Below are 14,797 nucleotides of genomic sequence, written 5' to 3' on the forward strand. Positions count from 1 at the left end.
GCCCATGATCACCAGGATCGTGATGCCGGCGCCGCGGGACAGGCCATGGCGCCGTCCCCCCGCGCTCCGCCCGGCAAGGCCCCTTGGGGCCGCAGAATCGCTTCGAACCACACCGACAACCGGCCACGAACCGCGCCCCAGCCACCGGACCGCACCCCCCACGCCACCCCGGGGTGACAACCAGCCCTCCGGTTTTGTACCGTAGAAGAACAAACTGCGGTCGGCGACCGCCCCTGACACCGGCCGCCGACCGCAGCAACCCCACGCCTCCCCGGCCACGAAGCCCCGCACCAGCACCCGCACCCCACCCCCGCACGGAGTACACATGCGCCTGACGGCCCGAGCCGCCCTCCTGGACATGGACGGCACCCTGCTCAACTCCGACGCCGCCGTCGACCGCGTCTGGCGACGCTGGGCCGCCGAGAACGGAGCGGACGCCGAGGCGATCCTGCCGCACGTGCACGGACGGCAGGCCCACTCCACCCTCGCCCTGCTCTTCCCGGACCGGCCCGTCGAGCAGAACATGGCCGACAACGCCCGCATGCTCGTCTGGGAGACCGAGGACACCGAGGGCATCGTGCCGATCCCCGGCGCCCCGGCCTTCATGGCGGCCCTCGCCGGCGGCCGCCTGCCGCACGCGCTGGTGACGTCCGCCGACCGCGCCCTGTCCGCGGCCCGCATGGGCGCCGCGGGGCTCACCATCCCGCCCGTCTGGATCACCGCCGAGTCCGTGAGCGCCAGCAAGCCGGACCCGGAGGGCTTCCTCAAGGGCGCCGCGGAGCTGGGCTTCACGCCCGAGGAGTGCGTCGTGTTCGAGGACGCACCGGCGGGTATCCAGGCCGCCAAGGCCGCCGGCATGCGCGTCGTCGGCGTCGGCCCGCGAGCGGCCGACCACGCACCGACGGCGCACGTCGCCAGCCTGCAGCAGGTCCGGGTGGCCACGCTGCCCGACGGCTCGATCGAGCTGACGATCACCGCCTGACACACCCCGCACGAAACAAACGGCGGTCCGCGAACGCGGACCGCCGTTTCGCGCGCCGCAACACCCGCACGCCCGCAAAACCCGCACGCCCACAACGCCCGTGCACGCCCGCACTCTTGCGTCTGACATGCCCACGACATCACACTGTCACCCAGCGCCCACGCCCCCGCAATCTCCGGGCGCCAGCATGGGCCCGAACCCAGGGCCCAGCCCCACGGCCCGAACCCAGGGCCGGCCCAACCCCTCACCCCTCACAGGGAGTTCGCATGTCACGCTCACTCCTGCGCATACCCGCGCGCCGCAAGCTCTACGCGCGTCGACTGACGCTGCTCGCGGCGCTCGCCCCCCTGTTGCTCCTGCTGACCCCCTCCCCCGCCCAGGCCGCCCCGCCCACGCCGCCCAGCGCCGCCACGGCCCGCTCGTACCTCGCCGCGCTGACGGTGAAGACGGAGGGTTCACTGACCGGCTACAGCCGGGACCTCTTCCCGCACTGGATCACCCAGTCCGGCACCTGCAACACCCGCGAGGTCGTCCTCAAGCGCGACGGCACGAACGTCGTGACGGACTCCGCCTGCTACCCGACCAGCGGCAGCTGGTACTCCCCGTACGACGGCGCCACCTGGTACGCCGCGTCCGACGTCGACATCGACCACGTCGTGCCCCTCTCCGAGGCGTGGCGCTCCGGCGCCGCCGGCTGGACCACCTCCAAGCGCCAGGCGTTCGCCAACGATCTGACGCACGCGCAGCTCATCGCCGTGACGGACGACGTCAACTCGGCCAAGGGCGACAAGGACCCCGACGCGTGGCTGCCGCCCCGCACCTCGTACCGCTGCATGTACGCGCGGATGTGGGTCTGGGTGAAGTACGCGTGGGGCCTGAGTCTGGAGTCCTCGGAGAAGTCGGCGCTGTCGTCGATCCTGAACGCCTGTTAGCCACCCCCGGAATCAGCCACCCCCGGAATCAGCCACCCACGGAGTCAGCCACCCACCGTGAGCCGCCCCAGGAGCGACACAACAGGCTCCTGGGGCAGCCGCGCCCCCCGAACCCGGCCAATCCGACGCGGAACCTGGTACTCGCCGCCCCTCGTTCCCTAGTCTCAGGGCCACGACCGACGGGAGGGCCGGATGGCCGAGCTGCGCCTTGGACCGCTGCTGCGCCACGTGGACGCGGACACGGGGACGAGCGCCACGATCTGGATCGAGGCCGACCAACCCCGCGAGGCCGCCGTGCGGACCCCGACGGGCGCCGCGGGCAGCGCCAGGACCTGGCAGGTCGCCGGGCACCACTACGCGCTGATACCCGTGACCGGCCTCACCCCGGGCACCGACACGCCGTACGAGATAACCCTGGACGGGGAGCAGGTCTGGCCACCGCCCGGCAGCCCGATGCCCCCGTCCGTCATCCGCACCCCCCACGCCGAGGGCCCCGTGCGCGTGGCCTTCGGCTCGTGCCGCTGGGCGGCCAAGCCCGCCGGCGGCGAGGATCCCGTGGGGCCCGACGCCCTGGACACGCTCGCCCAGGTGCTGGCCGCCGATCCGGCTGCCGAGCGGCCGGACGTACTGCTGCTCCTCGGCGACCAGGTGTACGCGGACGAGACGTCCGCCGCGATCCGCGAGCAGCTCGCCGCGCGGCGGGACCTGGACGACCCGGATGGGCCCGGCGCGCAGATCGCCGACTACGAGGAGTACACCCTCCTGTACTACGAGTCCTGGCTGGACCCCGAGGTCCGCTGGCTGCTCTCCACCGTCCCCAGCTGCATGATCTTCGACGACCACGATCTGATCGACGACTGGAACACCAGCGCCGCCTGGCAGTCGGAGATCCGCCGCCGGCCGTGGTGGCAGGAGCGGGTCGTGGGCGGTCTGATGTCGTACTGGGTCCACCAGCACCTGGGCAACCTCTCCCCCGCCGAACTGGCCGCCGACCGCCTCTACAAGGCCGTCCAGGCAGCCGACGACGCCACGGACCTGGTCCGCGACTTCGCGCTGCGCGCCGACACCGAACCGGCCACCGTGCGCTGGAGCTACCGCCGCGACTTCGGCCGGGTCCGGCTGCTGATGGCCGACACCCGCGGCGCGCGTGTGCTCGACGAGGAGCGGCGGGCGATGATCAACGACGCGGAGTTCGGCTGGCTGCGCGAGCAGGCGCTGGACGCACCCGATTCGTACGACCACCTCCTCGTCGGCAGCTCCCTGCCGTGGCTGCTGCCGCCCGCCATCCACGACGCGGAGGCGTGGAACGCCGCCCTGTGCCTGGGCGGCAGGGGCCCGCGCTGGGCGCGGATCGGGGAGAGGATGCGCCAGGCCGGGGACCTGGAGCACTGGGCGGCGTTCCCGTCGTCCTTCACGGCCCTGACGGAGCTGATCACCGAGGTCGGGCGCGGCCCGCACGCCCCCGCCACCGTCAGCGTGCTCTCCGGCGACGTCCACCACGCGTATGTCAGCGAACCGCGCTGGGCCGAGCCGGTCCGCAGCCGGGTCGCGCAGCTCACGTGCTCGCCGATGCACAACAGCATCCCCGCGGCCATCCGGGCCGGCTTCCGCTTCGGCTGGAGCCGGGGCGGCCGCGCGCTGGGGCGGCTGCTGGCCCGCCACGGCCGCGTCGGGCGGCCGCCGGTCGACTGGAACCGCACGGGCGGGCCGTGGTTCGGCAACCAGCTGATGACGCTCACCCTGCACGGCCGCGACCGCGCGCGGCTGCGCCTTGACCAGGCCGAGGCGGCCCGGGGCGGCACCCGGGGCGTGCGGCTGGTGACGGCGGACGAACGGGAGCTGGCCTGAGGACCCGCCCGGGACCAGCCCCCACCCGACCCGGACCAGCCCCCACCCGCCCAGCAGCCCCAGGGCTACCGCAGCGGCACCGAGTAGCAGGCCACCCGGTCGCCCGCCGTCCCCGCGTGTCCCGGCTCCGTGGCCGTGGACTCGGCGTGGATGACGATCGAGCGGGCCTCGCCGGCGCGGAAGCGCCACGCGTGCGCCGTCTCCGCCGTGCCGCGGCCCTGCGGGTCGGTGGTGAAGTCCAGCCAGACCTCGTTCCGGGCGTTCGCGTACGCCGGGTCCACGGAGGGTTGCACCGGGTCCGGGACGTTCTGGTAGTGCGGGCCGGAGTCGCCCGGCCCGGTGCCGCACGGCGCGGTGTGGACGTGCACCCCGTACGCGCGGGAGGGGCGCAGGCCGGCCACGCCGATCCGTACGACCGTCTTGCGGTCGGTGGCGACCTCGGCCACCGCTACCTGCGCCCCGGCGGGCACCAGGTCCAGGTCGTACGTCACCGCGTCCGACGGGACGAAGGCCGTCGGCGGGGCGAAGCGCGCGGTGCGGACCATGATCGAGACGGAGTCCGCGGCCGCGGGGGGCGCGGCCAGCAGCGTGGCGGCCGTGGCCGCCGCGACCGCGAGGGCGGCCGCCGTACGCGGGGGTGTCGCCGTACGCGGGGATGTCGCCGTACGCATGGATATGGCTCCTTCACAGGGTGTACGTCCGCCCTCCACCGTTCCGGGCCGCGCCGCCGGGAGCTCGGCGTACGCGCCCGGCATTCGGGTGATACGGGTGTGCGGGACGACATCACACGTGATACACGCAATATCGGTTGCCCCACGAGGCGACACCGGACACGCTGGGCGTACGCTGTATAGGACCGGAAGAGCTAGCCACCATCCGTACCCATGGCATTACCACGGTGGTGCACCTGGGGGTAATGACCGTGGAATTCTTGGCGTCGCTGTCCAATACGGGATGGATGTACGCGATCATCGCGATCTCCGTCCTCCTCGACGTCTTCCTCCCGGTCCTCCCCAGCGGAGCCCTGGTGATCATGGCCGCGACCGCGGCCGCCGGCACCTCCACCGCCGCCTCCGCCGTCCGTGAGGGCGCCGCCGTCCTCGACAAGGGCGGCCATCTCCCCGAACTGCTCGGCCTCGTGCTCTGCGCCGCCACCGCCTCGGTCGTCGGCGACCTCGTCGCGTACCGGCTCGCCTACCGCGGCGGGGAGCGCCTCGACCGCGCCCTGGCCCGCTCGCGCCGGCTGACGGCCGCGCAGGAGCGGCTGGGCTCGGCGGTCAGCCGCGGCGGCGGCGCGCTGGTCGTGCTGGCGCGCTTCGCGCCCGCCGGGCGGTCGGTGGTCAGCCTCAGCGCCGGGGTGGCGCACCGCACCGCGCGCGAGTTCCTGCCGTGGTCGGCGCTGGCGGGGTTCGTCTGGGCCGCGTACGGCGTGGGGCTCGGGTATCTCGGCAGCCAGTGGCTGGGCGCGGGCTGGGTGGCCACGGGCGTCTCGGTGCTGGCGCTGTTCCTGGCGGGGCTGGGAGCGGCGTACGTCGTGAGGCGCCCGCGCACGGCGTGAGGCCGCCGCCTCGCCTCAGCGATATCCACCTCACCCCGCGCTATCCACCTCACCCCGGCGATATCCGCGGGCGCCGGCGTGCCCGCCCGTGCCAAGATCGTGCCCCGAGCTGACACGGGGGGCTGGGGGGCGGCATGGGCACCGACATCCACGGCTGGATCGAGTACCGGCAGGGACGCGAGGCCCCGTGGGAGGCCGCCGCGGCCCTGGCGCCGCTCCTGCACGGCCGCGACTACGGCCTCTTCGCCTGCCTCTTCGGCGTCCGCAACGCCGCCAACTTCCGTCCCGTGGCCGCCGACCGCGGCTTCCCGCCCGACGCCTGCGACATCGTCCGGGGCGCGTACGCCGACGCCCAGCGGGTGCTAGGGGCGGGGCTGTTCGGGGCGACCTGGCTGCGGTACGCCGAGTGGCTGCGTATCGACTGGGACGAGCGGGCCGTGGACCCCGCGGTCTGGCGGCACGCCGAGCACGGCCGGGTGGGCCGCCCCGGCTACCGCCCCGAGTACGCCCGCTGCCCGCCCGGGCCCGGGCCCCGTCCCACCCGGCGGGAGGTGTTGCGGTCCTCTGACGCCTGGTGGCAGCCGGTGGCGCGGTTCATGGACCTGCTGGCGGGCCGGTACGGGGCGCGCCATGTCCGGGTGACCGTGTGGTTCGACAACTGACCCCTTGAGGAGCTGCTCGTGATCCGCTGGACCTACGCCTTCATCGACCGCCCCGCCGCGCACGCGGACGCCGCCCGCGCCTTCTGGACGGCGGTGACGGACACGCGGCTTTCCGCGCCGCGCGGCGACGACGGGGAGTTCGCGACGCTGCTGCCGCCTTCCGGCGATGCGTACGTCAAGTTCCAGGCGGTACGGGAGGGGGGCGGCGCGCATCTGGACTTCGCGGTCGAGGACCCGGAGGCGTTCGCGGCGCACGCGGTCGCCGTCGGGGCGCGACGGGTCGCCGTCCACGACGGCTGGACGGTGCTGGCGTCGCCCGCCGGTCTCGCGTTCTGCGCGGTGCCGTGGCACGGCGAGGCGCGCCGCCCCGCGCCGGTCCCCGGCCTGGGCATGCTCGACCAGGTCTGCCTCGACATCCCCGAGCGGCTCTTCGACGCGGAGGCGGCCTTCTGGCCCGCGCTGACGGGCTGGGAGACGGGCCCGGGCGCCCTCCCGGAGTTCCGCTGGCTCCGCCAGCCCCCGGGCCTCCCCCTCCGCATCCTCCTCCAACGCCTGACGTCCCCCACCGACACCCCCGGAGCCCACATCGACCTGGCCTGCGGCACCGACACGGAGGCGATCGCGACGGCCCACGAGAAGCTCGGCGCGACCCGGTCATCCGTCGGCACGCACTGGCTGGTCATGCGAGACCCGTCCAACACCGAGTACTGCCTGACAGCCCGAGACCCCAACACGGGCGCGCGCTAACCGAAGCCCCCGCGGTGACCGGCCCGCCACGCCCGGAGACCCAGAAGCCCGGGAGGCCGGAGGGCCGAGGGCCCGGGCGGCCCGGGCCCCAGGGCGGCCATGTCGGGCCCGGAAGGCCCGAGTCGGCCGGAGCCAGGCGCCCAGAGGCCCAGGAACCCCGGAAGACCAGGGATCGAGGGGTCCGGGAGGCCCGAGGACCCGAACGGCCAGGCCGACTAGACCGGGACCCCCGAGGCCGGTGTCGGCCAGGACCCGGAGACCCAGGGCCGGATGCCCCCGGAGGCAGCAAGGCCTCGAAGGATCTTCGAGGCCAGCACCTGAAAGCCGACCAGCCGCGAGGGCCAGGACGTCGAGGCCGGGGGCCGCGGGCCGCAAGGCCACGAGGCCGCGGGGCCGCGGGGCCGCGGGGCCGCGGGGCTGGGGACCGGGGGCCGGGAAGCCACGAGGCCGAAGGCCGCGAGGCCGCGGGGCTGGGCACCGGGGGCCGGGAAGCCACGGAGCCGAAGGCCGCAAGGCCGGGGGCCGCGAAGCCACGAGACCGAGGGCCGCAAGGCCACAAGGCCGCGGGGCTGGGGACCGGGAAGCCACGAGGCCGAAGGCCGCGAGGCCGCGGAGCCGGGGGCCGGGGGCCGGGGGCCGGGAAGCCACGGAGCCGAAGGCCGCAAGGCCGCAAGGCCGCAAGGCCGCAAGGCTGGGGGCCGCAAGGCCAGGGGCGGCGAAGCCGCAAGGCCGCGAGGCCAGGGGCCGCAGGGCCGCGGAAGGCCCGCTGGGGCGGTGCCCAGAGAAGGCGGGGGCCAGGGCGGCAGCGCACGTGGAGTGCCGAGCCCCAGAATGCCGCCCGCGGGCGCGACGCCCCGCACACGCCCACCCCAGGCGCCGGGGGTGACCCCGGCACACAGCAACGGGTGGCGTGCGGGTGGGGGCAATCCCGCGCCGAAGGCGCGGGCGGCGCCGGACACCGGCGTCACACAGCGCGACGCACGGGCGGAACGGGACCCACCACCCCACCGCAAAGCGCGGCGCCGCGGAGGGGGCGACCCCTAAAGCTCCGCCAGCAGCTCGGCCTTCTTCGCGGAGAACTCCGCGTCCGTGAGAATCCCGTCCCGGTGCAACGCACCAAGGTGCCGGATCCGATCCGCGACCTCCGACGGATCCCGCCGGGGCGACGCGGCGGCCGGCTGCCGAGCCGGCCCAGCCGCCCGCACGGCGGCCAGCACCGACGCCGCGAAGGGCAGCGACTCGTGCACCGACCCGTACCCGAGCCCGAAGACCACCGACGCCGGATCCTGGTCCGCAGGACCGGCCACGTGCCGCGCACCCGCGAGCCCGAGCCGCAGATGACCCGCGAGCCCCTCCGGCGAACGCCATTCGACGCCCTCCAGCTCCGTCACCGCGAAGGTCTGGTCCCCGGCCTTCCACTTCGCGGACGACGCCCCCGTCCAGAACCACCGGAAGGACACGCTCTTGCCGTCGAAGGACGCCTTCGCGTCGTACGCCTTGAAGTGCAGCGGCGCGTCCGGCGCCGTGACGAGGGGCTCGCTGTCGTCCGCCCCGCCGAGCAGGGGCCGTACCTCGTCCGCGTAGTACTCGGCGAGCGTCGCGCGGCTCTCGGGCAGCACGAGCCGCCACGGATCGCAGCTCTCCTTGAGCTGGCCCGCGGCCACGTCGTACAACGGATCAGCTCCCGGCCGCGGCACAAGCCGCAGCACCACCGTCCCCCGCTTCCCCCGGGACATCCCGACACCGCTCAGCGCCTCGAGCGGGATCCGCCGCTCCCCCAGCGCCTGCAGCAGTCTCGGTGTTCGTATGCCCCGTTCGTAGCGGATGAGCACGGAGTCCGCATCGAACTCCCAGGATGCGTGGAGCCCGGACAGCACATCACCCATGCGGCTCATCGTAAAGGCGCGGACCCGTTACGTCCCCCCTCCCTCCTCAATTGCGTGCTACGCGCGTTGAAGGGCGGATCCGGTGGCGATCGCCGCAAAGGTGCGCAGACTGCCCGTCCCCGGCCGGAAATATTCCGTGTGGCCGTGCGCTCCCCCGGCGGGGAAGACCCGGGCGCCGAAGTCGTCGTCGACGGGGTCCGCCCCGTGTCCCAGACCCGCGAGCTCGAAGTGCGGCACGTCCGCGATCCAGTCGCCGGAGGCCCGGGTGGCCCAGATCCGGGCCCGGGTGTGCAGTGCGTCCGCGTCGGAGGCGCGCATTCCGGGGCTGCCGGCCACGGCGATGTCGGTGACGTTGCCGGGCAGGGCGGGCGCGGCCAGTCCGCAGACCACCGAGCCGTACGAATGGCAGATCAGGGCCGTACCGGGATGGCTGGGGAGCGCGGACACGAGCCGGGTGAGGCGGACGGCGCCGGCCTCCGCGGGCAGCCCGGTGGCGGCGTCGACGCCGAGGCCGGCGGGCGCCTCGTAGTCGGCCCAGGCGATGACGGCCACACGCTGCCCCGGGGAGTCGGCCCGTACCTCGTCGTACAGGGAGGCCGCCATGCCGGCGGGGGCGACGTAGCCGGGCTTGTCGTCGTCGGCAAAGCGCTCGAAGTTGCTGAGCTTGGTGTCGACGCCCGGCACCACGACCGCCACACGCTCGGCGCGGGCGAGGTCGCCGCGGACCTCCGCGACCTGGCCCCGGCCGGTCGGGTCGAAGGCCAGCACCTGCCGGTCCGGCTGCCGCAGCGCGGTCAGCACGGCCAGCCGCTTCTCGGTCTGCGTGCGTCCGCGGTCGGTCATCCCGCCGCGGCGCAGCTGCGCCCGCTCCCGGACGAGCTCCTGGCCGATCGCCCGCCGGTTGGCGCGGTAGCGCAGGTCGAGCGGGGCGCCGTCGAGGTTCCCGACGACGAGGGGGAAGCGGGCGGTGATCCGCTCCGCGCGGGCGGGCGGCAGCGCGGCGAACCAGCGGCCTATCGACTCCGGTGCCGCGGACACCGGGGGCAGCCCGGCGCGCTGCCAGGCCGCGAGGGCGGCCTCACGCGGGCCGAGTTCCTGCGGATCGCTGCGGACGGCCGTCCAGCCGACGGTCGCGAAGATGCCGAAGACCACGGCCAGAACGAGGACGGCGCGGCGCACGGTGGGCCCGGGGGCCGGAGAACGGAAGTGAAGGATCACGGAGCCGGTGGGGGTGGGGGACGGGCTGCTGCCCAGTCACCCTAGAAGACTCGGGGGCCGTCCCGGACCGGCCTTGCCTGAGACAAAGGACACTGCTGCCGAACCTTGCGCCCGCGGACCGCTACGGCGCTGCACGGACCCGGACACGCACCGCACGCGCCCGCGCGGGCCCGCTCAGAGCGCGCAGGCCCGCGCCCCCTCAGCGCTACCGCGTCTTACGGATCGACTGCGGATCCAGCGTGACCGGCCGCGCCCCCGGCACCTCCGCGTGCTCTTCCGGCGCCGGGGCGGCGGGGCGCCCCTCACCGAGCCGTGCCGCGAGATCGGCGACCGTCGCGTTGAGGGCGGCGACCTGGTCCGCGAGATCCCGGATCAGCACCTCCTGCACCACCTCGCGCTGGTTCTCCGCCTCGAAGCGGGCGATGAACCAGGCGGCGATGTTGGCGGTGACCAGACCGATGAGGGCGATCCCGGAGATCATCAGCGCTACGGCGATCCACCGGCCGAGCGCCGTCGTCGGGGAGTGGTCGCCGTAACCGACGGTGGTCATCGTCGCGAACGCCCACCAGGCGGCGTCACCGTAGCTGTGGATGTTGGACCCCGCGTGCCCCTTCTCCGCCTCCAGCACGGCGAGGGAGCCGACGCCGAGCAGGCCCAGCAGGGAGCCCCCGACGTAGGTGGTGATCCGCACCTGGGCCACGGCCCGCACCCGCCGGCCGGTGAGCAGGACGGCGGACACCAGCCGCAGCAGGCGGAAGGGCTGGATCAGCGGGAGCAGGACGATCAGCAGGTCCAGCCAGTGCGTACGCAGGAACTTCCGCCGGTTGTCCGTCAGCCCCAGCCGCACCACGTAGTCGAAGGCGAACGCGCCCCACACGGCCCACTCGATCCCCAGACACGTGTGCCGCAGCACCGGCGACGCGCCCTTGGCCAGGATCGGCACGGCGTACGCCACGGCGAACAGCAGTGCCAGCACGAGCATCGGACGGTAGGCGGCGCGCTCCCAGCGTTGCTCACGTGTGAGCGGCCTCATGGCATCGGACGTCATGCCTGCCTCCCCCTCCTGCCGGTACGTCCCCGATGCTAAGGGGCCCGGGGCACGAGCCCCGAGCCCCTCACCGTCGAAGACGTACAGCTCAGCGTGGCGTCACGCGTCGCCGCCCGCCGGACCGGGGTCCGCCGCCGCGACGTCCAGCAGCTGGTACCGGTCGATGGCCGTCTTCAGCACGGCCCGGTCGATCTTCCCGTCCCGGGCGAGCTCGGTGAGCACGGCCACGACGATCGACTCGGCGTCGATGTGGAAGAACCGCCGCGCCGCCCCGCGGGTGTCGGCGAAGCCGAAGCCGTCCGCGCCGAGCGACTGGTAGGTGCCGGGCACCCACCGGGAGATCTGGTCGGGCACGGACCGCATCCAGTCGGAGACCGCGATCTTCGGCCCCTCCGCGTCCGCGAGCTTGCGCGTCACGTACGGCACGCGCTGCTCCTCCTCCGGGTGCAGGAGGTTGTGCCGCTCGACGTCGACGGCCTCGCGCCGCAGCTCGTTCCAGGAGGTGGCCGACCACACGTCCGCCCGTACGCCCCACTCCTCGGCGAGCATCCGCTGCGCGTTGACCGCCCAGGGCACGGCCACGCCGGAGGCGAGGATCTGCGCCGGCACGGTGCCCGCGCTGCCGGCGGAGACGCGGTGCAGGCCCTTGACGATGCCCTCGACGTCGACGTCCGCGGGCTCGGCGGGGTGGACGATGGGCTCGTTGTAGACGGTCAGGTAGTAGAAGACGTCCTCGCCGTGCGGGTGCTCGGGCGAGGAGCCGTACATCCGCCGCAGGCCGTCCTTGACGATGTGCGCGATCTCGTAGCCGTAGGCCGGGTCGTACGCCACGGCTCCCGGGTTCGTCGAGGCGAGCAGCTGCGAGTGGCCGTCGGCGTGCTGCAGACCCTCACCCGTAAGGGTGGTACGGCCGGCAGTCGCTCCGATGACGAAGCCGCGGGAGAGCTGGTCGGCCATCGCCCAGAAGGAGTCACCGGTGCGCTGGAAACCGAACATCGAGTAGAAGACGTACACGGGGATCAGGTGTTCGCCGTGCGTGGCGTACGTCGAGCCGGCCGCGATCAGCGACGAGGTGCAGCCGGCCTCGGTGATGCCGTCGTGCAGCATCTGCCCGGTCGGCGACTCCTTGTACGACAGCAGCAGTTCGCGGTCCACGGACTCGTACGTCTGGCCGAGCGGGTTGTAGATCTTCGCGCTCGGGAAGAACGAGTCCATGCCGAAGGTCCGGTACTCGTCGGGCGCGATCGGCACGAAGCGGTGGCCGATCTCCTTGTCCCGCATCAGGTCCTTCAGCAGCCGGACGAACGCCATGGTCGTGGCGATCTCCTGGGTGCCGGAGCCCTTCCGGACACCCGCGTAGGCCTTGTCGTCGGGCAGGTTCAGCGGCTTGGAGCGCACGACGCGCGTGGGTACGTACCCGCCCAGCGACTTGCGCCGGTCGTGCATGTACTGGATCTCCTCGGAGTCCCGCCCCGGGTGGTAGTACGGCGGGACGCCGCCCTCCAGGTCCTTGTCGGGGATCGGCAGGTGCAGCCGGTCGCGGAACCGCTTCAGGTCCTCGACGGTCAGCTTCTTCATCTGGTGCGTGGCGTTGCGGCCCTCGAAGTTTGGGCCCAGCGTCCAGCCCTTGATGGTCTGGGCGAGGATGACGGTCGGCTGGCCCTTGTGCTCCTGCGCCGCCTTGAACGCCGCGTACACCTTGCGGTGGTCGTGGCCGCCGCGGCCGAGGTGCAGCAGCTGGTCGTCGGTCATGCCCTCGACCATCGAGCGCAGCCGCTGGTCGTCGCCGAAGAAGTGCTCGCGGATGTACGCGCCGGTCTCGGTGGCGTACGTCTGGAACTGGCCGTCCGGCGTCGTGTTCAGCTTGTTGACCAGCACGCCGTCGCGGTCCTGGGCGAGCAGCGGGTCCCAGGTGCGGTCCCAGATGAGCTTGATCACGTTCCAGCCGGCGCCGCGGAACTGCGACTCCAGCTCCTGGATGATCTTGCCGTTGCCGCGCACGGGGCCGTCGAGGCGCTGCAGGTTGCAGTTGACCACGAAGGTCAGGTTGTCCAGGCCCTCGCGGGCGGCGATGGACAGCTGGCCCAGCGACTCCGGCTCGTCCATCTCGCCGTCGCCGAGGAACGCCCACACCTGCGAGCGCGAGGTGTCGGCGATACCGCGGGCCTGGATGTAGCGGTTCATCCGGGCCTGGTAGATCGCGCCCATCGGGCCCAGGCCCATGGAGACGGTCGGGAACTCCCAGAAGTCCGGCATGGAGCGCGGGTGCGGGTAACTGGACAGCCCGTAGGGGGCCTTCGACTTCTCCTGGCGGAAGCCGTCGAGGTTCTTCTCGCTCAGCCGGTCCAGCAGGAAGGCGCGGGCGTAGATGCCCGGGGAGGCGTGCCCCTGGATGAAGACCTGGTCGCCGCCGTCGCCCTCGTCCTTGCCCCGGAAGAAGTGGTTGTAGCCCACGTCGTAGAGGGAGGCGGAGGAGGCGAACGTGGCGATGTGCCCGCCGACGCCGATGCCCGGACGCTGGGCGCGGGAGACCATCACGGCCGCGTTCCACCGGGTGGCGTTCAGGATCTTGCGCTCGATCTCCTCGTTGCCGGGGAAGAACGGCTCGTCCTTGGTGGCGATGGTGTTGACGTAGTCCGTGCTGCGCATCTCCGGCACGGCCACGCGCTTCTCGCGGGCCCGTTCGATGAGGCGCAGCATGAGGTAGCGCGCGCGCTCCCGGCCGCGCTCGTCCACCGCCGCGTCGAGGGAGTCGAGCCACTCCTGCGTCTCTTCGGGGTCGAAGTCGGGCACCTGGCTGGGAAGGCCGCCAATGATGATCGGGTTGCGATCGGATGCGGAAGCCACGCTGTTCCTTCGCTGTTCGTATCGGGGCACTGCCTGCCGTCTGTTCGGTTGTCGCGCGCCTTCCATCGTGTACCGCTGCGGCCGAAACGTCATCTCTACCGTTGGGTAACAGGGGGCCCCGGACTATCTACCCGGGGGTACGCTGGCGCGGGCGCCGGACCCGCGGCGGCAGCGGGTGGGTCGTCCGATTCGCACCCTACCGCCAGGCCCTGCGGGGCAGGGCGGACATCCGTTCGGCAGAGCGGGGGGTCGCGGCCTTGACGACACCCCGGTTCGTGTTCAGGAGGGCGCGCCGCCCATACTCGGACATGCCAGACCACACTTCGTTTGGGCGGGATCCGCCTCGGGGTACTTGCGCGATCCGCCCCGCCCGTGTGGACTACGCCCATCGCCTCGCGCGTACGCGGGGCGCAGGGCAGTCTTGAGGGGCGGGCGACCGCCCCGAGGACTGGCGATGAACACCGAAGAACACTTGAGAAACGAAACTGAAGCAGGAGGCAATCCGTGAGCGCGACCGCGGACCACGCGGAGACGAACCTGGCCGTACGGCTGGGTTTCCAGACCGGAATGGTGGTCCAGGAGATCGGCTACGACGAGGACACCGACCATGAGCTCCGCGATCTGATCGAGGAGACCATCGGGTCGGAACTGGTCGACGAGGACTACGACGACGTGGCCGATGCCGTGGTGCTCTGGTTCCGCGACGACGACGGCGACCTGACGGATGCGCTGGTGGACGCCACCACGTACATCGACGAGGGTGGCGCGGTCCTGCTGCTGACGCCGAAGACCGGCCGGGACGGGTACGTCGAGCCCAGCGACATCAACGACGCGGCGACGACGGCGGGCCTGTCGCAGACCAAGAGCATCAACGCGGGCAAGGACTGGAGCGGCAGCCGCCTCCTGACGCCGAAGGCGGCGAAGTCGGGCGGCAAGCGCTAGCCGCTCCGCTCCGGGGCCCCGCGCTCACGGGGCGGCGGCCGACAGCATCGCGGCGGCGAGGAGAGGGGCGGCCAGGGTTGCAATGAGCCTGACAATCGTGCTTCTGAAGGGTCTGGTGCGGTCCACG

12 protein-coding genes are annotated in these 14,797 nt (G+C 73.1%); 7 read left to right on the plus strand and 5 right to left on the minus strand.

The genetic code is table 11. The features are described from left to right. Positions 1 to 325: 325 nt before the first annotated feature. The 3 genes from AB0M28_RS36815 to AB0M28_RS36825 all read left to right on the plus strand — a co-directional run bounded on the left by AB0M28_RS36815 (position 326) and on the right by AB0M28_RS36825 (position 3,762). Positions 326 to 982 carry an HAD-IA family hydrolase gene (locus AB0M28_RS36815; protein WP_365414560.1) on the plus strand — a complete coding sequence of 219 codons (657 nt, stop codon included), beginning with the start codon at positions 326 to 328 and terminating at the stop codon, positions 980 to 982. A gap of 266 nt (positions 983 to 1,248) precedes the next feature. Next, complete coding sequence (locus tag AB0M28_RS36820) at positions 1,249 to 1,914, plus strand: HNH endonuclease family protein (protein ID WP_365414562.1); 666 nt, start codon at positions 1,249 to 1,251, stop codon at positions 1,912 to 1,914. A gap of 192 nt (positions 1,915 to 2,106) precedes the next feature. Continuing rightward, a complete protein-coding gene (locus AB0M28_RS36825; RefSeq protein ID WP_365414564.1) occupies positions 2,107 to 3,762 on the plus strand; it encodes an alkaline phosphatase D family protein in 1,656 nt (551 codons plus the stop codon). 65 nt (positions 3,763 to 3,827) lie between these two features. Here the strand turns inward: AB0M28_RS36825 and AB0M28_RS36830 are convergent, their stop codons facing one another. Next, complete coding sequence (locus AB0M28_RS36830; protein WP_365414566.1) at positions 3,828 to 4,433, minus strand: superoxide dismutase family protein; 606 nt, start codon at positions 4,431 to 4,433, stop codon at positions 3,828 to 3,830. A gap of 287 nt (positions 4,434 to 4,720) precedes the next feature. On the opposite strand from AB0M28_RS36830, the gene AB0M28_RS36835 reads away from it, so the two are divergent. The 3 genes from AB0M28_RS36835 to AB0M28_RS36845 all read left to right on the plus strand — a co-directional run bounded on the left by AB0M28_RS36835 (position 4,721) and on the right by AB0M28_RS36845 (position 6,729). Beyond that, on the plus strand, positions 4,721 to 5,320 hold the full coding sequence (locus AB0M28_RS36835; RefSeq protein WP_365414568.1) for a VTT domain-containing protein: 600 nt from the start codon (positions 4,721 to 4,723) through the stop codon (positions 5,318 to 5,320). Between the two features lie 134 nt (positions 5,321 to 5,454). Next, complete coding sequence (locus AB0M28_RS36840; RefSeq protein WP_365414570.1) at positions 5,455 to 5,982, plus strand: hypothetical protein; 528 nt, start codon at positions 5,455 to 5,457, stop codon at positions 5,980 to 5,982. 18 nt (positions 5,983 to 6,000) lie between these two features. Next, a complete protein-coding gene (locus tag AB0M28_RS36845) occupies positions 6,001 to 6,729 on the plus strand; it encodes a VOC family protein (protein WP_365414572.1) in 729 nt (242 codons plus the stop codon). A gap of 1,040 nt (positions 6,730 to 7,769) precedes the next feature. On the opposite strand, the gene AB0M28_RS36850 is transcribed toward AB0M28_RS36845, so the two are convergent. From AB0M28_RS36850 to aceE, 4 genes are all read right to left on the minus strand, one after another. Next, entirely contained in the window at positions 7,770 to 8,624 is an 855-nt protein-coding gene (locus tag AB0M28_RS36850; protein WP_365414573.1) for a DUF4429 domain-containing protein, read from the minus strand. A 48-nt stretch (positions 8,625 to 8,672) separates the two neighbouring features. After that, entirely contained in the window at positions 8,673 to 9,794 is a 1,122-nt protein-coding gene (locus tag AB0M28_RS36855; RefSeq protein ID WP_365414575.1) for an alpha/beta hydrolase, read from the minus strand. Positions 9,795 to 10,038: 244 nt separating this feature from the next. Next, complete coding sequence (locus AB0M28_RS36860) at positions 10,039 to 10,866, minus strand: potassium channel family protein (RefSeq protein WP_365414581.1); 828 nt, start codon at positions 10,864 to 10,866, stop codon at positions 10,039 to 10,041. 114 nt (positions 10,867 to 10,980) lie between these two features. Continuing rightward, complete coding sequence (gene aceE, locus AB0M28_RS36865) at positions 10,981 to 13,728, minus strand: pyruvate dehydrogenase (acetyl-transferring), homodimeric type (RefSeq protein ID WP_365414577.1); 2,748 nt, start codon at positions 13,726 to 13,728, stop codon at positions 10,981 to 10,983. Between the two features lie 504 nt (positions 13,729 to 14,232). Between aceE and AB0M28_RS36870 the strand changes: the two genes are divergently transcribed. Next, positions 14,233 to 14,670, plus strand: coding sequence for a DUF3052 domain-containing protein (locus AB0M28_RS36870; protein ID WP_365414579.1), 438 nt, complete (start codon positions 14,233 to 14,235; stop codon positions 14,668 to 14,670). Positions 14,671 to 14,797: the final 127 nt, after the last annotated feature.

Origin of the sequence: Streptomyces sp. NPDC051940 (genome assembly GCF_040680895.1) — a bacterium.
GTDB lineage: Bacteria > Actinomycetota > Actinomycetes > Streptomycetales > Streptomycetaceae > Streptomyces.